At 60.2% G+C, this 17205-nt stretch carries 15 protein-coding genes and 1 pseudogene; 8 read left to right on the top strand and 8 right to left on the bottom strand.

What is annotated here, in order from left to right:
• Window positions 1-8: 8 nt before the first annotated feature.
• Entirely contained in the window at window positions 9-1343 is a 1335-nt protein-coding gene (locus tag FPT12_RS11360) for a DEAD/DEAH box helicase (RefSeq protein WP_145016341.1), read from the top strand.
• A gap of 54 nt (window positions 1344-1397) precedes the next feature.
• Here the strand turns inward: FPT12_RS11360 and FPT12_RS11355 are convergent, their stop codons facing one another.
• Window positions 1398-2639 (bottom strand): TIGR03862 family flavoprotein, encoded by a 1242-nt coding sequence (locus FPT12_RS11355; RefSeq protein ID WP_178098720.1) that lies wholly within the window; start codon window positions 2637-2639, stop codon window positions 1398-1400.
• A 208-nt stretch (window positions 2640-2847) separates the two neighbouring features.
• The gene (locus FPT12_RS11350) at window positions 2848-3768 is read right to left on the bottom strand and encodes a histone deacetylase (RefSeq protein WP_145016339.1); all 921 of its coding nucleotides are present in this window, start codon (window positions 3766-3768) and stop codon (window positions 2848-2850) included.
• An 85-nt stretch (window positions 3769-3853) separates the two neighbouring features.
• Between FPT12_RS11350 and FPT12_RS11345 the strand changes: the two genes are divergently transcribed.
• From FPT12_RS11345 to FPT12_RS11335, 3 genes are all read left to right on the top strand, one after another.
• A complete protein-coding gene (locus tag FPT12_RS11345) occupies window positions 3854-4423 on the top strand; it encodes a GNAT family N-acetyltransferase (protein WP_145016338.1) in 570 nt (189 codons plus the stop codon).
• A 106-nt stretch (window positions 4424-4529) separates the two neighbouring features.
• Window positions 4530-5399, top strand: a complete 870-nt coding sequence (gene tesB / locus FPT12_RS11340; RefSeq protein ID WP_145016337.1) for an acyl-CoA thioesterase II — start codon at window positions 4530-4532, stop codon at window positions 5397-5399.
• The gene (locus tag FPT12_RS11335) at window positions 5396-5989 is read left to right on the top strand and encodes an HAD family hydrolase (protein ID WP_145016336.1); all 594 of its coding nucleotides are present in this window, start codon (window positions 5396-5398) and stop codon (window positions 5987-5989) included. Before tesB ends, FPT12_RS11335 begins: the two co-directional genes overlap by 4 nt.
• A gap of 73 nt (window positions 5990-6062) precedes the next feature.
• Here FPT12_RS11335 and FPT12_RS11330 read toward each other — a convergent pair whose 3' ends face one another.
• The gene (locus tag FPT12_RS11330; RefSeq protein ID WP_145016335.1) at window positions 6063-7028 is read right to left on the bottom strand and encodes an alpha/beta hydrolase; all 966 of its coding nucleotides are present in this window, start codon (window positions 7026-7028) and stop codon (window positions 6063-6065) included.
• Window positions 7029-7388: 360 nt separating this feature from the next.
• Here FPT12_RS11330 and FPT12_RS11325 point away from each other — a divergent pair.
• Window positions 7389-7502, top strand: a pseudogene (locus FPT12_RS11325) (helix-turn-helix domain-containing protein); the annotation flags it as partial.
• A 124-nt stretch (window positions 7503-7626) separates the two neighbouring features.
• Window positions 7627-8505, top strand: a complete 879-nt coding sequence (locus tag FPT12_RS11320) for a DMT family transporter (RefSeq protein WP_145016334.1) — start codon at window positions 7627-7629, stop codon at window positions 8503-8505.
• 46 nt (window positions 8506-8551) lie between these two features.
• Here FPT12_RS11320 and FPT12_RS11315 read toward each other — a convergent pair whose 3' ends face one another.
• Window positions 8552-9853, bottom strand: a complete 1302-nt coding sequence (locus tag FPT12_RS11315) for an MFS transporter (RefSeq protein WP_256676712.1) — start codon at window positions 9851-9853, stop codon at window positions 8552-8554.
• 628 nt (window positions 9854-10481) lie between these two features.
• On the opposite strand from FPT12_RS11315, the gene quiC reads away from it, so the two are divergent.
• Both quiC and FPT12_RS11305 read left to right on the top strand, forming a co-directional pair.
• Window positions 10482-12383, top strand: a complete 1902-nt coding sequence (gene quiC, locus FPT12_RS11310) for a 3-dehydroshikimate dehydratase QuiC (RefSeq protein ID WP_145016332.1) — start codon at window positions 10482-10484, stop codon at window positions 12381-12383.
• 101 nt (window positions 12384-12484) lie between these two features.
• Window positions 12485-13162, top strand: a complete 678-nt coding sequence (locus FPT12_RS11305) for a TetR/AcrR family transcriptional regulator (RefSeq protein ID WP_145016331.1) — start codon at window positions 12485-12487, stop codon at window positions 13160-13162.
• 151 nt (window positions 13163-13313) lie between these two features.
• Here the strand turns inward: FPT12_RS11305 and FPT12_RS11300 are convergent, their stop codons facing one another.
• From FPT12_RS11300 to FPT12_RS11285, 4 genes are all read right to left on the bottom strand, one after another.
• Complete coding sequence (locus FPT12_RS11300) at window positions 13314-14168, bottom strand: shikimate dehydrogenase (protein WP_145016330.1); 855 nt, start codon at window positions 14166-14168, stop codon at window positions 13314-13316.
• A 5-nt stretch (window positions 14169-14173) separates the two neighbouring features.
• A complete protein-coding gene (gene aroQ / locus FPT12_RS11295; protein ID WP_145016329.1) occupies window positions 14174-14614 on the bottom strand; it encodes a type II 3-dehydroquinate dehydratase in 441 nt (146 codons plus the stop codon).
• A 206-nt stretch (window positions 14615-14820) separates the two neighbouring features.
• A complete protein-coding gene (gene trmA, locus FPT12_RS11290) occupies window positions 14821-15900 on the bottom strand; it encodes a tRNA (uridine(54)-C5)-methyltransferase TrmA (protein WP_145016328.1) in 1080 nt (359 codons plus the stop codon).
• Window positions 15897-17192 carry an NCS2 family permease gene (locus FPT12_RS11285; RefSeq protein ID WP_145016327.1) on the bottom strand — a complete coding sequence of 432 codons (1296 nt, stop codon included), beginning with the start codon at window positions 17190-17192 and terminating at the stop codon, window positions 15897-15899. The genes trmA and FPT12_RS11285 overlap by 4 nt, the downstream gene beginning before the upstream one ends.
• Between the last annotated feature and the right edge of the window lie 13 nt (window positions 17193-17205).

The raw sequence follows: 17205 nt of genomic DNA, 5'->3' as shown, positions 1-17205 counted from the left end.
GTATTCCCATGACTTTCGCCACTCTTGGCCTGATCGAACCCTTGCTGCGCGCCCTTGAGACGCTCGGCTACCAGACTCCGACCCCAGTGCAGACGCAAGCCATTCCGGCGGTGCTGGCCGGTCGCGACCTGATGGCTGCCGCCCAGACCGGTACCGGCAAGACCGCTGGTTTCGCTGTGCCGCTGTTGCAATTGCTGGCCATGGAAGGGCCGAAAGTCACCAGTAACTCGGTACGCGCGCTGATTCTGGTGCCAACCCGCGAGCTGGCTGAGCAGGTTCATGAAAGCGTGCGTCAGTATGCCGAGAACCTGCCGCTGAGCACCTACGCGGTGTACGGCGGCGTCAGCATCAACCCGCAAATGATGAAGCTGCGCAAAGGCGTCGATCTATTGGTCGCCACGCCTGGTCGCCTGCTGGATCTGTTCCGCCAGAACGCGCTGAAGTTCAACCAGTTGCAAACCCTGGTGCTGGACGAAGCCGACCGCATGCTCGATCTGGGTTTCTCCGAAGAGCTGGCGAACATTTACAAGGCGCTGCCGAAAAAACGTCAGACGCTGCTGTTCTCCGCGACCTTCTCCGATGCGATTCGCGAGTTGGCCGGAAAAATGCTCAATGATCCGCTGAGCATCGAAGTCAGCCCGCGTAACGTTGCCGCCAATACCGTCAAACAATGGGTGGTCACGGTCGACAAGAAGCGCAAGGCCGAGCTGTTCATTCACTTGCTGCGCAAGAATCGCTGGAAGCAGGTGCTGGTGTTTGCCAAGACCCGCAACGGCGTGGACGCGTTGGTGGAGAAACTCCAGGGCCTGGGCGTGAATGCCGATGGCATCCACGGCGACAAACCGCAAGCTACGCGCCAGCGTGCACTGGACCGTTTCAAGGCCAGCGAAGTGCAGATTCTGGTCGCCACTGACGTCGCGGCCCGTGGTCTGGATATCGAAGACTTGCCACTGGTGGTGAACTTCGACCTGCCAATCGTCGCCGAGGACTACATCCACCGTATCGGTCGCACCGGCCGTGCAGGCGCGACCGGCGAGGCGATTTCGCTGGTGTGTGCCGATGAAGTGAATCAGCTGTCGGCCATCGAGATGCTGACGCGTCAGACGTTGACCCGCCACATGGAGCAGGACTTCGAGCCTGAACACCGCGTGCCGGACACCGATGCCAGCGGTCAGGTGGTCAAGAAGCCGAAAAAACCGAAGAAGCCAAAAGTCTCCGGGGGCAGCAAACGCAACCTCGGCAAGTGGGTGGAAAGCGGTGATGCTTCGGCGCCGGAACCTTCGATCAAGCCTGTGCGCAAAGTACCGGTGTTCAATACCGGGCCGCGGAAGCGTAAGCCTTAAGCCCCCCCGACAATGATCGTTCCCACGCAGAGCGTGGGAACGATTAGCGACGAATTACATCCTGCGCTGCAACCACTCCACGATCCCCAGCCCCGCCGCTCGCCCACTGGCGAAGCACGCGGTCAGTAGATAGCCACCCGTTGGCGCTTCCCAATCGAGCATTTCCCCCGCGCAGAACACGCCAGGCAATTGCTTGAGCATCAGCTTTTCATTCATCGCTTCGAACGTCACGCCGCCGGCGCTGCTGATGGCTTCGTCCAATGGGCGGGTGTTGACCAGTGTCAGAGGCAAGGCCTTGATGGCGCTGGCCAGCAAAAGCGGGTCAGTGAAGCATTCGGCCGGTGTCAGTTCGCGCAACAGTGCCGCTTTGACCCCGTCGAGGCCGAGTTGGCTGTGCAGGTGTTTGGCCATGGAGCGTGAACCACGGGGTTTGCTCAGCGCCGCCTGGATTTTATCCACAGGCCGGCCAGGCAGCAGGTCGAGGTGGATGGTTGCCGAGCCGGTCTGATTGATGGTCTCGCGGATCGGCGCCGACAACGCGTAAATCAAACTGCCTTCGATGCCGGTGGCAGTGATCACGCATTCGCCGAGTCGCGGGACATCGTCGTTGAGGCCAATGGCGATATTTTTCAGCGGGGCCCCGGCGAATTTGCTGACCATCAGCTCGCTCCAGGCCTTCACCTCGAATCCGCAATTGCTCGGTTGCAGCGGCGCCAGGGCGACTCCGCGTTGTTCCAGCGGCAGCATCCAGGCGCCATCCGAGCCCAAACGCGACCAACTGCCGCCACCCAGCGCCAGTAACAGCGCATCGGCGCTGATCGCCTTCTGGCCCTCGGGGCTATCGATACGCAGGCTGCCATCGGCGTTCCAGCCCAGCCAACGGTGGCGGGTGTGGATAACAACGCCGGCATCGCGCAGGCGTTTGAGCCAGGCGCGCAGTAGCGGGGCGGCTTTCATGTCGGTCGGAAACACACGGCCAGAGCTGCCGATGAACGTTTCGATACCCAACCCATGAATCCACTGGCACAAGGCCTCAGCCCCGAATTCGCGCAGCAACGGGGCGATGCGCGGAGCGCGCTCGGCGTAACGCGCCAGAAATGCCGGGTAGGCTTCGGAATGAGTAATGTTCATGCCACCGACGCCGGCCAGCAGGAATTTGCGACCTACCGAGGGCATGCCGTCGTACAGATCGACCTTGACCCCGGCCTGGCTCAGCACCTCGGCGGCCATCAGACCGGCAGGGCCGCCACCGATGATGGCGACGTGGTGAGGGCGGTTGGCGGAGGGCTGGGTCATGGCGTGAGCTGCGGTTCGGCGGAATAGGGCGGGCATTCTATCAGCACACCTTTGAAATACGCTGCAGGACTGCTACGGGGGGTATGGGTTTGAGCTGGTTAAAAAACGCTCAATGGCTTACAGGCTATACGCGCTATAGCCTGTAGGTCCTTTCACTCAGGTTATCCACAGGCCGTTCCACAGGCATTGTGGGTAAAGCATCCACACCTCAGTGACAACCTGATGACTGCCAGACCCGTTGTGCGCTGTGATGGAGGATGCCATGGCGTCGCGCCAGAGCCTTGCGGTCCTTGCTGTAGCCGCCGCCGATCACCCCGACCACCGGGATGTCGCGCCCCAGGCAATGGCGCAGTACGCTTTCGTCGCGGGCAGCGACGCCTTCATCGGTCAGTTTCAGGTAGCCCAGCGCGTCATCTTTATGCACATCGACACCGGCGTCATACAGCACCAGGTCGGGCTGATAGAGCGGCAGCAGGTAATTCAGCGCGTCGTCGACCACTTTCAAGTAGTCCTGATCGCCCATGCCCATGGGCAGCGGAATGTCCCAATCGCTTTTGGCCTTGCGTGCGGGAAAGTTCTTTTCGCAATGAAGGGAAACCGTCACCGCGTCCGGGGTATGTTCCAGTATTCGTGCAGTTCCATCGCCTTGGTGCACGTCGCAGTCGAAGATCAGCACCCGACCGACGCGGCCGCTTTCCAGCAGGTAATGGCTGATCACCGCCAGGTCATTGAAGATGCAGAAACCCGCCGGGTGATCGTAATGAGCGTGATGCGTGCCGCCGGCCAGATGACAGGCCATGCCGTGTTCCAGGGCCTGTTCGGCGGCCAGCAATGAGCCGCCAACCGCGCGCACGGTGCGTCGGGCCAGTGCTTCGTTCCACGGCAGGCCGAGCCGCCGTTGGTCTTCGCGGGACAACTCGCCGCCCATATAGCGTTCGATATACGCAGGGTCATGGGCGAGGGCGAGAATCTCGGTCGGGCAGATTTCCGGGCGCAGCAACTGCTGATCCTGGGTCAAACCACTGTCCACCAGGTGATCGCGCAGCAGTCGGAACTTGTCCATGGGAAAGCGATGTTCCGCCGGGAACTCGGGGCTGTAGTCTTCGTGGTAAATCAGCGGCAGCGACATGGCGATTTCATGGAGTGAATGAGTGAATGAGTGAAGGATCCTACCAGCGATGTAGACTTGTTTGCAGGGGAACGGAGGGGGAACGATGGAGCCGATACTGCAACTCGAAAGCGCGCGGCTGCTGATGCGCCAATGGCGCGATGAGGATTTGCCGGCGTTTGCGGCGATGTGCGCCGACCCACAGGTCATGCGCTACTTTCCGGCACCCTTGAGCCGTCTGGAAAGCGCGGCATTGATCGGGCGAATCCGTGGTCATTTCGCGGAGCATGGTTATGGCTTCTGGGCGCTGGAGCGCAAGGACACCGGCGCGTTTATCGGTTTTACCGGATTGGCGGTGGTCGGGTTCGAGGCTTCTTTCACCCCGGCGACTGAAATCGGCTGGCGCCTGGCCCGTGAGCACTGGGGGTTGGGTTACGCCAGTGAAGCGGCCTGGACCGCTCTGCGTTGCGGCTTTGACCGTTTGGCGCTGGACGAAATCGTGGCGTTTACCACCGAAGCCAACCTGCCTTCGCAGAAAGTCATGCAGGCGATCGGTATGCATTACGACCCGTCGGCGGATTTCGAACACCCAAGGGTCGGGCGTGAGGATCCGTTGCGTCACCATGTGCTGTACCGCATTACCCGCGAGCAGTGGTTGGAAACCTTGCATGGATAAGCTCGCCGGGATGTTTACAATGGGCTCATGGTTGGCCCTGGCCACTATCTGAATCGACCGTCGCAGCCAAGACTGGGCGGCATTGCTCTGTGTGAGGAGAGTCTGAATGAGCCATGTGTTGGATGATCTGGTCGACTTGCTGACCCTGGAACCGATCGAAGAAAACCTGTTTCGCGGTCGTAGCCAGGACCTGGGTTTTCGTCAGCTGTTCGGCGGCCAGGTATTGGGCCAGTCCCTTTCCGCAGCCAGCCAGACGGTCGAAGACGCGCGCCATGTGCATTCGATGCACGGTTATTTCCTGCGTCCGGGCGATGCGGGTATGCCGGTTGTCTACCAGGTGGATCGAGTGCGCGATGGTGGCAGCTTCAGCACCCGCCGCGTGACGGCGATCCAGAAGGGCAACCCGATCTTCACGTGCAGCGCGTCGTTCCAGTACGACGAAGAAGGCTTCGAACACCAGACGACGATGCCGCAGGTGGTCGGACCGGAAAACCTGCCGTCCGAGCTGGAAATCACCCAGCAACGCGCGCATTTGATTCCCGAGCACATGCGCGAAAAACTGCTGTACCCCAAGCCGATCGAGTTTCGCCCGGTGACGAAAAGAGACCCCTACAACCCACAACCGGAAGATCCGGTCCAGTACGTCTGGTTCCGCACCGACGGTGCGTTGGCCGACTCGCCAGCGCTGCACAAATACCTGTTGGCCTACGCCTCTGATTTCGGATTGCTGGTTACATCGATGTTGCCGCACGGCAAGTCGGTCTGGCAGAAAGATATGCAAGTCGCCAGCCTCGATCACGCCTTGTGGTTCCACGCCGACCTGCGCGCCGATGACTGGTTGCTGTACGCCATGGACAGCCCATGGGCCGGCAATTCTCGTGGTTTCTCCCGTGGCAGCGTGTTCAACCGCGCCGGCAAACTGGTAGCGTCGGTCACTCAGGAAGGCCTGATTCGTCATCGCAAGGATTGGGCATGAGTCTCTCCGAGGTGCGGCATTGGGTGTTCGACATGGACGGCACGCTGACCATTGCCGTGCACGATTTCGTGGCGATTCGCCAGGCGCTGGCGATTCCCGCTGAGCACGACATCCTCACCCACCTCGCGGCGCTGCCGGCCGATGAAGCCGCGGCGAAACACGCCTGGCTGCTGGAGCATGAGCGGGACCTGGCCTTGGGCTCCAAACCGGCACCCGGCGCTGTGGAACTGGTGCGTGAGCTGGCCGGACGCGGCTATCGCCTCGGCATTCTCACGCGCAATGCTCGTGAACTGGCCCATGTCACGCTTGAGGCGATCGGCCTGGCTGACTGCTTTGCGGTGGAGGATGTGCTGGGACGTGATGAAGCACCGCCCAAACCGCATCCGGGTGGTTTGCTGAAGCTGGCCGAGGCCTGGGACGTGGCGCCAAGCGAGCTGGTGATGGTCGGTGATTATCGCTTTGACCTGGATTGCGGGCGCGCGGCGGGCGCACGGACGGTGTTGGTGAACCTGCCGGAGAATCCGTGGCCAGAGTTGGCCGATTGGTATGCGCAGGATTGTGTGGAATTGCGGCAGATGCTGTTGGCTTGAGGGATTTGTTGTCTGGTTAACCGCTATCGCGAGCAGGCTCGCGATGGGTCCATATCAGGCGACATACTTCCAGCTACTGAAACAACGCCTTCTGCCCCTCGGGTGAGGTGAACATCTTGTCCCCGTTATGCCCGACGCCGGGCGCTTCGATCAGCCGCTGATTCAGTCCTTCGGGATGGCGCTGCTGCAAGTAGTCGAAATAGTGGTGTCCACGAATCAGCCGATACGCGCCCTGCGTCTCGGCGGCGCAACTCCTGTCCAATGCCGGATGATGGGGGTTGGTGTCTCGCTGGCCCAGCAAATAAGTGATGTTGCGCTGAACGTAGCCTTGCTCCAATTGCTGCGCCGTTTGCCCGTTGGCGTAGTCCGGCAGCTTGAGAAGTCCGTACTTCCAGTCATTGAAACCTGGGCAACGTGCAACATTGAACGGCACCGGTCGCTGCTCATCGAAATACGCATACGAAGACGGGTTGGCGATCACGTAGCGCACGCTGATGCCTGCAGCTCGCAGGGCCGGCTGGTCGTGGCCGAGCAGTGCATAACGTTGCACCACTTGCGCACCACCGGAGTGGCCGGCAATGACGATTTCTTTCAGCGTTGGAAACTGCTGGCGATCGCTCAGGCGTTCCAGAATATTGTCGAGTACCGCGTAGGAGCTCAGCGGACTCGGGCCGGTGGACAGATCGCCGGCCATCCAGTCATCGCCGCGCCAGCGCAGCAGGCTGTCGGGCAGTTGATGGCGTGCGATGTCGGTTTCATTGAGGAACTGTGGCGCGATCACCAGGGTAGTCGCGCTTTGTCCGGCCTGCTCAGCGGCTTTTTCCGCGCTCTGGCGGTAGGTTTCAGCGTTGCGCAAACGGCCATGAATCACGATCAGCACACGCTGAATCTGCGGTGATGATTGGCTCACGCCAACCGCCAGTTCGGAGTCGCCCATGTTCAGCCGACCAGGGCTGATGACCTTGACCGCATGCTCGGCAGCCAGGAGATTGGCGCTGCCCGATAACAGCGCGAATACCAGCAGCCAGCGCGTATGCATTTAGAGGCTCTTCGCCGCGAAGGTGTTGCATTGACTGACCCGGCCCCGTTGACGTGCGACCTGGATCCTGGCGGATACGCCGAGCAAGGTTTGCATGTGAGAATCCTCTGGTTGAGCGTGGTGATGAGTGTTGCCGGTGAGCGGGATCGTTGCCAGTCCGATCGTCAGACTATGCCGGATGAAAGGCAGTATGGCATTCACCTGCGAAACCGGTGGCTGCAGACGAGCTTCGGCGAACGTCTCAGGCATCGCACTGGCAGTTGGGTTCCCTCGCCGGCAGTTGTTGAACGCCGCAGTTCCACATTTCGCATTCATCCCGTTGTCTTCTAGAATCGGTCAGATTTCGTCTGGAATCCCACCATGGCCGGCAATCAAATCGAACGCGTCTTCAGTGTTCTGGAAAGTCTTGCCAGCGACCCGCGAGGCCTGCCGATGCAGGTGCTGGCCGAGCAGCTGGAGATCCCGAAAAGTGCGATGTTCGAACACATTTTTCTTTTTACTGTTCAGGAAACTGGAATCAAGTTCTAGATTGTTGAAATTCCATGGTGCCTTGCGCGCGATGTTTTTGACCATTGACGCAAGACACAAGGGATACCCCATGACGCTCAGCACCCCGCTCTCCGGTATCAATCAACCGTTCAAAGGCATTCTGCTGATTGTTGTCGCCACCTTGCTGTTTTCCACTCACGACGCCTTGTCGAAATACCTGTCGGGCTTCTATCCGGTGGTGATGGTGGTGTGGGCGCGTTATCTGGTTCATACGCTGCTGATGGCCGGGATTTTTCTACCGCAGTCCGGGCTGCGTGTCCTGCGTACCAAGCGCCCGTTGCTGCAGTTGCTGCGGGCGTTGTGCTTGCTCGGTACCAGCCTGCTGTTCACGACTGGCTTGTTGTTCATCCCGTTGGCGGAAGCTACGGCGGTCAACTTTCTTGCACCGGTGCTGGTGACCGCATTGTCGGTGCCATTGCTCGGTGAGCGGGTGACGCGTGGGCAATGGCTGGCGGTGATGTGCGGGTTTGTCGGCGTGTTGATCATCGTCCACCCCGGCGGCGAATTATTTACCCCGGCGGTGTTGCTGCCGTTCTGCTCGGCGTTGTTCTTCTGCTTTTACCAACTGCTGACGCGCAAACTCAGCGAGGTCGACAGCCCGACCACCAGCAACTTCTTTGCCGGTTTGTGCAACACCCTGGTCATGAGCGCGTTGGTGCCGATGTTCTGGCAAGTGCCGAGCTTTACCCACGGGCTGTTGATGCTGGCGCTGGGGGGCTTCGGGATGACTGCGCATCTACTGCTGACTCAGGCGTTTCGGCATGCGGCGCCGGCACTGCTGGCACCCTTTGGTTACTGTCAGATCGTGTTTGCCGGACTGCTGGGTTGGTTGCTGTTTTCCCACACGCCAAGCCTGACCACGGTGATCGGCATCGCGATCATTTGCCTCAGCGGTCTGGCAGCCGCCTGGCAACAGCGGCGTCGTTGAGCGGGAGGAGACGCAGGCCCGGGATCAGGCCTGCGCGAGGGTGGGATCAGTCTTTGAGGTGCGGAATCTTGCGCGGTGCCATGAAGTACAGCCAGGTCAGCGCAATGAAGTACATCGCCGGAATCATGGTGAACAGCACGGTGTAGTTGTTATTGGTGATGGTCAGGATGTGCCCGACCAGTTGGGTCATGAACATCCCGCCAATGGCGGCGCACATGCCACCGAAACCGAACACCGTGCTCATCATGTGCTTGGGCGTGTAGTCCATCACCAGGCTCCAGATGTTCGCGGTCCAGGCCTGGTGCGCGCCGATGGCCAGCGAGATGGCAAACACCGCGACCCACAGGTTGCTGGAGCCGGCGGCCATGATGACGCCGATGATGCAGCAGGCGAACAGCAGCATGGACATCAACCGGGCCTTGATCGGGTTGATCCCGCGGCCGATCAGGAACGAGGACAGAATGCCGCCGCCCACGCTGCCGAAGTCGGCCGTCATATAGATGATGATCAGCGGAATACCCATTTGGGTCACGTTGATGCCCAGGTTGTATTGCTGGTTGAGGAACGGTGGCAGCCAGTACAGGTAGAACCAGAACACCGGCGCGGTCATCGAGTAGGCGAGGGCGAAGGCCCAGGTGCCACGCATCCGCAGGATCCGCGAGAACGGTACGCGGGTTTGTTCCGGTTCGGCTTCGTTCTGGATGTAGTCCAGTTCCGATTGCTTCACCGACGGGTGATCTTCCGGGTTGAAGTACTTCAAGCCCCAGAACAGCAGCCAGATCCCGCCCAGTGCCGACATGCACAGGAACGCGGCTTGCCAGCCCCAGGCGTGGAGGATCAGCGGCAGCAGCATCGGCGTGAACATCGCGCCGACGTTGGTCCCGGCATTGAAAATGCCAGTGGCCACGGCACGCTCACCGGCAGGGAACCACAGCCGGGTGGTCTTCACGCAGGCCGGGTAGTTGGCGGCTTCGGTCAGCCCGAGAATAAAGCGGCAGACCATAAAGCCCAGGGCCGAGGTCGCCAGGCCATGGGCGCCGGTCGCCAGGCTCCAGAGCAGCACCGCGCAGAAGAACACGCGCTTCACACCGACCCGATCGATCAGCCGGCCTTGCAGCACGAAGCCGACGGCGTAACCGACCTGAAACCAGAAGTTGATGTTGGCGTAGTCCATCGCCGTCCAGCTCATTTCCTTGGCCAGGATCGGCTGCATGACGCCCAGCGCGGCGCGGTCGATGTAGTTCAGGGTGGTGGCGAAAAACACCAGCGCCAGCATGCCCCAACGGGTTTTGCCGACCGCCATGGCGCCGCGGATTTTGTCGCCGATGCCGCCAGACGCGACGCCCATGGCCGGGGCTATGCGGGCGCTTTCTGTGTGAGAGCTCTGAGAAGGAATCATCTGTGCCATCCGTTCAATGACTGACAAGCAAGGCTCGTCGGGACTTCATGGGCGCGTGATCAATCGTCGGGGGTGCGCAGATGCGCAGGGTGAAAACACTGATTGACCGGCTGAGTGTTTGTGTTGGCTCAGTGTTGGCTGAGGCAACCAAAGCGCGTGTTCAGCGTGCGGGCCGGGTTCGGTCGCAGGCGCCAGAAAGGTCTGAAGGCGATTGGCGGTCGGGCGCCAGGCACGGGGAATGAAGGAGAGAGCAACGGAGCAAGGCGTTGAATGCAAGCATGAGCGTGTACCCGATTTTTGAATTTTTTATGGTGTGTTCTGGGTCGTTGGTCACTTCGACCGGTGGTTGATGACCGGACTCGATGTGCTGTCGATGGTGCGCAGTGAGCGAAAAATCGTCAATTCGCCAACCGCCATTGTGTTCGATAATCGCACAGTAAACTAACCGGTTGGTACACTTTGAATTGCTCAATGAACAGGCCGGCTCAATAATTCTCCTGGCCTCAGCACACCCAAAAAACGTGCGGCGCCTCGAACAAAATCAACAAGATCAGCCCATCCCACCGGGAGTCGAAACATGCAGCGTTCCATTGCCACCGTTTCCTTGAGCGGTACCCTGCCGGAAAAACTCGAAGCCATTGCCGCTGCGGGTTTCGATGGGGTGGAAATTTTCGAAAATGACCTGCTGTACTACGACGGCAGCCCGCGTGAAATTAAACAGATGTGTGCTGACCTCGGCATCGCCATCACCCTGTTTCAACCGTTTCGTGATTTCGAAGGCTGTCGCCGCGACCGCCTGCCGCGCAACCTCGAACGCGCCGAGCGCAAGTTCGACCTGATGCAGGAACTGGGCACCGACCTGGTGCTGGTGTGCAGCAACGCTTCGGCCGACAGCGTTGGCGATGAGCAGATTCTGGTCGATGACTTGCGACTGCTGGCCGAGCGCGCCGGGGCTCGTGGCTTGCGGATCGGTTATGAGGCACTGGCCTGGGGCCGGCATGTGAACACTTATCAACAGGTCTGGAATATCGTCCGCCAGGCGGACCATCCGAATCTGGGCGTGTTGCTGGACAGTTTTCATACCTTGTCGCTCAAGGGTGATCCACGGGCTATCGCGGACATTCCCGGCGAGAAGATTTTCTTTGTGCAAATGGCCGACGCACCGATCCTGGCGATGGACGTGCTGGAGTGGAGCCGACATTTTCGTTGCTTCCCCGGACAGGGCGAATTCGACTTGCCGGGGTTTCTCGCACCGATTATCCAGAGTGGTTACACCGGACCGCTGTCGCTGGAAGTTTTCAATGACGGATTCCGCGCCGCGCCACCACGCGCCAATGCCGCCGATGGCCTGCGCTCCTTGCTGTATCTGGAAGAGAAGACCCGAGCACGTTTGCAGCAACAAGCGACGCCCACGCCGAACCTCGACATTTTGTTTGCCACGCCACCGGCCAGTGAGTACGACGGCGTCGAGTTTCTCGAGTTCGCGGTGGACGAAAGTCTTGGCGCCAAACTCTCGCATTGGCTGGAGCGACTGGGTTTCGTCAAGGCCGGTGAGCACCGCTCCAAGAACGTCACGCTGCTGCGCCAGGGCGATATCAATCTGATCCTCAACTCGGAACCCTATTCGTTTGCCCACAGTTTTTTTGAAGCGCACGGGCCGTCATTGTGTGCGACTGCGGTGCGGGTCAAGGACAGCGCCAGTGCACTGGCCCGAGCGGTGGCGTACAAAGGGCAACCCTATCGCGGGCTGGTCGGCCCCAATGAACTGGAACTGGCGGCGGTCCGTGCGCCGGATGGCAGCCTGATTTATCTGGTGGATGAACACGCCGATGTCTACGGCACCGACTTCAGTCTGCATCCGACGGCAGCCACCGGTGGCGGACTGAAAAGGATCGACCATATGGCGATGGCGCTGCCGGCGGACAGCCTCGACAGTTGGGTGCTGTTCTACAAGAGCCTGCTGGATTTCGAGGCCGACGATGAAGTGGTGTTGCCTGACCCTTACGGCCTGGTAAAAAGCCGCGCGCTGCGCAGCCGATGCAGTTCGATCCGTTTGCCGCTGAACATTTCCGAGAACCGCAACACCGCCATCTCTCACGCCTTGTCCAGTTATCGCGGCTCCGGTGTGCATCACATTGCTTTTGATTGCGACGATATGTTCGCTGAGGTCAGTCGCGCCAAAGCCGCCGGCGTACCACTGCTGGACATCCCGCTCAACTATTACGATGACCTCGCCGCACGCTTTGATTTCGATGACGAGTTCCTCAGCGAGCTCGCCTATTACAACGTGCTGTATGACCGCGATGCCCAGGGCGGTGAGCTGTTTCATGTGTACACCGAGCCCTTTGAAGGGCGCTTCTTCTTCGAAATCATCCAGCGCAAAAACGGCTATGCCGGATATGGTGCGGCCAACGTCGCGGTGCGCCTGGCGGCGATGGCGAAATCACGCAGCGGAGGTGTGCGTCACGCCAAGTTGTAGGAAATTGGTAAACACAGGGGTAAACGGCCGTGGCGAAGCTTCCTTCACTGCAGCGTGCGGCCCATAATCGCCAGCTGTGCAGTGAAGGCCATGAGCCCGGAATGAGAATGACCACAGAACTCACCGTCGCGCCCGACGAACCCTTGATCGAGCCGCGCAAGAGTCGCAAGAACAACCCGGAAAAGACCCGCGAGAACATTCTTCAAGAAGCCATTGTCGAGTTCGTCCAGCAGGGCCTGTCCGGCGCTCGTGTCGATGCAATCGCCGAGCGTATCCACACCTCGAAGCGGATGATCTATTACTACTTCGGTAGCAAGGAACAGCTCTACGTCGAGGTGCTGGAGAAGCTTTACGGCGATATCCGCAGCACTGAAAGTCGCTTGCACCTGGCTGAGCTGGAACCGCGCGAGGCGATCCGGCGGCTGGTGGAGTTCACTTTCGATCACCATGACCGCAACGTCGATTTTGTGCGCATCGTCTGCATCGAGAACATTCACAATGCCGAGTACGTGAAGCAGTCCGAAGCGATCAAGGCAATGAACAATACGATCCTCGATTCGCTGGGCGTGATTCTGCAGCGCGGTGCCGAGGAGGGCGTATTCCGCATCGGGCTGGACCCGCTGGACGTGCATTTGCTGATCAGTTCGTTCTGTTTTTACCGGGTGTCGAACCGTCATACCTTTGGCGAGATTTTTCAGATCGACTTGCCGGACGAAACGATCAAGCAGCGTCATCGCCAGATGATCTGCGAGTCAGTGCTGCGTTATTTGCAGGCGTGAAGCTCAAGCCAGCAGATTGCAGATCGTTCCCACGCTCTGCGTGGGAATGCCTCACTGGACGCTCCGCGTCCGCTCTTGATGGTGACGCAGAGCGTCATGGGCTGCATTCCCACGCAGAGCGTGGGAACGATCATCAAGAAGGCCGTGGTCGTCAACCATTCATGCTTTGAAAGTGCGCGAGCATCCGCTGTGCATCCGGCACCACGCCACTGAACAACTCAAAGGCCTTCACCGCCTGAAACACGGCCATGTTGCCGCCATCCAGAGTACGGCAGCCCAAGGCACGAGCGTTGCGCAGCAGTTCGGTTTCGAGTGGAAAGTAAACAATCTCCGCGACCCACAATTCGGCCCGCAGCAACTCCACCGGCACTGGCATGCCGGGCAGTTTGGCCATGCCCATCGGCGTGGTGTTCACCAGCCCATCGGCCTGCGCCAACGCACTCGGCAGATCGCTGCCGGCACAGGCCCGGCCGCTGCCGAAATGCTGATTGAGGTTGTTCGCAAGGCTTTGCGCACGACTGACGTCCACGTCGAAAATACTCAATTGCTGAACGCCTTCGCTCAACAGCGCGTGGGCCACCGCAGCCCCCGCACCACCAGCGCCCATTTGGACGACGCGCTCGCGGGCAGCATCCTTCAAGCCACGGCGAAAACCTTCGGCGAAACCGAGGCAGTCGGTGTTATGCCCGATGCGTTTTCCGTCCTTGAGCACCACGGTGTTTACCGCACCGATACCTCGGGCTTCCGGTGAGAGTTCGTCGAGCAGCGGGATGATCGCCTGCTTGCACGGAAAGGTGATATTCAGACCGGTAAAGTTCATCCGTTCCGCCGATATCAGCAGGTCGGGAAGGGCGCCGCTGTCGAGTTTCAGTTGATCGAGGTCGATCAACCGATAAAGGTAGCGCAGGCCTTGGGCATCACCTTCGCGTTCATGCAGCGCCGGGGTTCGAGACGCCTGGATACCGGCGCCGATGAGTCCTGCGAGTACCGTGTTGTTCTGCGACATGTGGCTCATCCCTTCAAGCGTTGACTGAAATGCTCCAGCGCCAGGCGATAGCCGTGGCTGCCGAATCCGCAGAGGACGGCGGTGGCGATGGCCGACACGAACGAATGGTGACGGAACGGTTCGCGAGCATGCACATTGGACAGGTGTACTTCGATCACCGGTAACTCGCTGGCGATCAGCGCGTCACGAATCGCGACCGAAGTGTGCGTCCAGGCCGCCGGGTTGATCACGATTCCGGCACAACGACCGCGTGCCGAGTGAATCCAGTCGAGCAATTCGCCCTCGTGGTTGGTCTGGCGAAACTCCACTGCCAGGTCGAACTCTGCGGCGGCGCGACCGCACAAGGCCGAAATGTCGGCCAGGGTTTCATGGCCATACGTCGCTGGCTCACGGGTGCCAAGCAGATTCAGGTTCGGGCCGTTGAGCACCAGAACGATAGGGGGCATCAGGGCGTTCTCCATTGTTATTGTGGGCGTGGGTCGAGGGTGACCCGCCTATGGAGATAAATTGTACCAGCCGGTTAATTTGGTCAATTGAACCTGAGCGGCAAGCCTCGCAAGACGGCAATAAGTGTTCGATGATCGGACAGTCGCAGGCGCCACTCACAAAAAAGCCGTCATCAAGACGGCTGTTTTGTCATGAGCGTGTGCAATCAACGTCGGGTCAGCAAGACCCCGGATTCCATGTGGTGCGTCCACGGGAACTGATCGAACATCGCGCAGCGGGTGATGCGGTGGGTGTCGTGCAATTGGGCGATGTTGGCCGCCAGCGTTTCCGGATTGCACGAGATGTACAGGATGTTCTCGAAGCGTCGGGTCAGTTCGCACGTGTCCGGGTCCATGCCGGCGCGCGGTGGGTCGACGAACACGCTACCGAACTCGTAGCTCTTCAGATCGATGCCATGCAAACGGCGGAACGGGCGAACTTCATTCAGCGCTTCGGTCAGCTCTTCGGCAGACAGACGCACCAGGGTGACGTTATCCACAGCGTTTTCACTGAGATTGCTCAATGCTGCATTCACCGAGGTCTTGCTGATTTCGGTGGCCAGCACTTTGCGCACGCGGGTCGCCAGCGGCAGGGTGAAGTTGCCGTTGCCGCAATACAGCTCCAGCAAATCGTCGGAACGATCGCCCAGAGCGTCGTAAGCCCAGTTGAGCATCTTCTGGTTCACCGTGCCATTTGGTTGGGTGAACGCGCCTTCCGGTTGGCGATAGCTGAAGGTACGACCGCCGACTTCAAGTTTCTCGACCACATAATCATGGCCAATCACTTCGCGTTTGCCCTTGGAGCGACCGATCACGCTGACGTTGAGGTCCGCGGCCAGTTTCGACGCCGCCGCATGCCAGTGCTCGTCCAGCGGACGGTGATAACACAAGGTAATCATCGCATCGCCGGCCAGGGTGGTCAGGAACTCCACCTGAAACAGCTTGTGGCTCAGGGCGGCGCTGGCTTGCCAGGCGGCCTTGAGCTGCGGCATCAACTGGTTGATGCGCAGGCTTGCGATCGGGAACTCTTCGATCAGGATCGGTGTGCGTTTGTCTTCCTGAGAGAACATCGCGTAGTGACGCTGGCCGGCTTCGCGCCACAAGCGGAATTCGGCGCGCAGGCGAAAGTTCGCCAGCGGCGAGTCGAACACCGCAGGTTCTGGTGCATCGAACGGCGCCAGCAGGTCACGCAGGCGCGTGGTCTTTTCTTCGAGCTGAGCCGTGTAAGTCTGGAAATCGAAAGTCATGCGTTGAACCAACCCAACTTGATCACGAACAGAATCGACAGAACCACCAACGCCGAGTTCAGTTCACGGCCGCGACCGGACAGCAACTTGATGGCGGTCCAGGAAATGAACCCGAACGCGATACCGTTGGCGATGGAGTAAGTGAATGGCATGGCCAGCGCGGTAACGACCACTGGCGCGGCAACGGTGATGTCGTCCCAGTCTATTTCCGCCAGGCCCGAGGTCATCAGTACGGCGACGAACAGCAGAGCGGGCGCGGTGGCGAAGGCCGGTACGCTGGCGGCCAGAGGTGCGAAGAACAACGCCAGCAGGAACAGAATGGCCACCACGACGGCTGTCAGGCCGGTACGGCCACCGGCGCTGACACCCGCAGCCGACTCGATGTAGCTGGTGGTGGTCGAGGTGCCCAGCAGGGAGCCGGCCATGGCCGCGGTGCTGTCAGCGATCAGCGCACGGCCCATTTTCGGCATGTGGCCGTCCTTGTCCATCAGGCCGGCGCGCTTGGCGACGCCGATCAGGGTGCCGGAGTTGTCGAACAGGTCAACGAACAGGAAGGCGAAAATCACGCTGACCAGACCGATGTCCAGCGCGCCCTTGATGTCCAGTTGCAGGAAGGTCGGGGCCAGCGAAGGTGGCATGGCCATCACGCCGCCGAACGGTGTGAAGCCCAGGGCGATGGACGCAATGGTCACGGCCAGGATGCCGATCAGCACCGCACCGCGCACTTTCAGTGCTTCAAGGGCGACGATCAGTGCAAAACCCAGAGTCGCGAGGATCGGTGCCGGTTGTTTCAGGTCGCCGAGGCCAACCATGGTCGCCGGGTTGCTGACCACGATGCCCGCGTTGTGCAGGGCGATCAGCGCCAGGAACAGACCGATACCGGCAGCAATCGCCGAGCGCAACGCCAGCGGGATGCTGTTGATGATCCATTCGCGGATGCGAAAGATCGACAGCACGAAAAACATGACCGCCGAGATGAACACCGCCCCCAGCGCCACTTGCCAGGTGTGGCCCATGTGCAGCACCACGGTGTAGGTGAAGAAGGCGTTCAGGCCCATGCCCGGTGCCAGGGCGATCGGGTAGTTGGCGATCAGGCCCATGGTCGTCGAGCCGATGGCCGCTGCCAGGCACGTCGCGACAAACACCGCGCCCTTGTCCATGCCGGTCTCGCCGAGGATGCTCGGGTTGACGAACAGAATGTAGGCCATGGCCAAAAAGGTCGTGATACCGGCAAGAATCTCGGTACGCACGTTGGTGTTGTGTGCCTTGAGTTGAAACAGCCTTTCCAGCATGTCTGCTCCCCGT

It is taken from the genome of Pseudomonas sp. H3(2019) (assembly GCF_007713465.1).
Lineage (GTDB): Bacteria > Pseudomonadota > Gammaproteobacteria > Pseudomonadales > Pseudomonadaceae > Aquipseudomonas.
Note: the sequence above shows the minus strand (reverse complement) of the source record. Positions and strands in the feature narration are given on the sequence as shown.

Excerpts from the sequence above, each read along its gene's own strand:
- FPT12_RS11315 (WP_256676712.1), bottom strand. The coding sequence starts at position 9,853 with ATGGGCGTCGCGTCTGGCGGCATCGGCGACAAAATCCGCGGCGCCATG.
- FPT12_RS11360 (WP_145016341.1), top strand. The coding sequence starts at position 9 with ATGACTTTCGCCACTCTTGGCCTGATCGAACCCTTGCTGCGCGCCCTT.
- tesB (WP_145016337.1), top strand. The coding sequence starts at position 4,530 with ATGAGCCATGTGTTGGATGATCTGGTCGACTTGCTGACCCTGGAACCG.
- FPT12_RS11355 (WP_178098720.1), bottom strand. The coding sequence starts at position 2,639 with ATGACCCAGCCCTCCGCCAACCGCCCTCACCACGTCGCCATCATCGGT.
- aroQ (WP_145016329.1), bottom strand. The coding sequence starts at position 14,614 with ATGCCCCCTATCGTTCTGGTGCTCAACGGCCCGAACCTGAATCTGCTT.
- trmA (WP_145016328.1), bottom strand. The coding sequence starts at position 15,900 with ATGACTTTCGATTTCCAGACTTACACGGCTCAGCTCGAAGAAAAGACC.
- quiC (WP_145016332.1), top strand. The coding sequence starts at position 10,482 with ATGCAGCGTTCCATTGCCACCGTTTCCTTGAGCGGTACCCTGCCGGAA.
- FPT12_RS11345 (WP_145016338.1), top strand. The coding sequence starts at position 3,854 with ATGGAGCCGATACTGCAACTCGAAAGCGCGCGGCTGCTGATGCGCCAA.
- FPT12_RS11350 (WP_145016339.1), bottom strand. The coding sequence starts at position 3,768 with ATGTCGCTGCCGCTGATTTACCACGAAGACTACAGCCCCGAGTTCCCG.
- FPT12_RS11285 (WP_145016327.1), bottom strand. The coding sequence starts at position 17,192 with ATGCTGGAAAGGCTGTTTCAACTCAAGGCACACAACACCAACGTGCGT.
- FPT12_RS11335 (WP_145016336.1), top strand. The coding sequence starts at position 5,396 with ATGAGTCTCTCCGAGGTGCGGCATTGGGTGTTCGACATGGACGGCACG.
- FPT12_RS11305 (WP_145016331.1), top strand. The coding sequence starts at position 12,485 with ATGAGAATGACCACAGAACTCACCGTCGCGCCCGACGAACCCTTGATC.
- FPT12_RS11300 (WP_145016330.1), bottom strand. The coding sequence starts at position 14,168 with ATGTCGCAGAACAACACGGTACTCGCAGGACTCATCGGCGCCGGTATC.
- FPT12_RS11320 (WP_145016334.1), top strand. The coding sequence starts at position 7,627 with ATGACGCTCAGCACCCCGCTCTCCGGTATCAATCAACCGTTCAAAGGC.
- FPT12_RS11330 (WP_145016335.1), bottom strand. The coding sequence starts at position 7,028 with ATGCATACGCGCTGGCTGCTGGTATTCGCGCTGTTATCGGGCAGCGCC.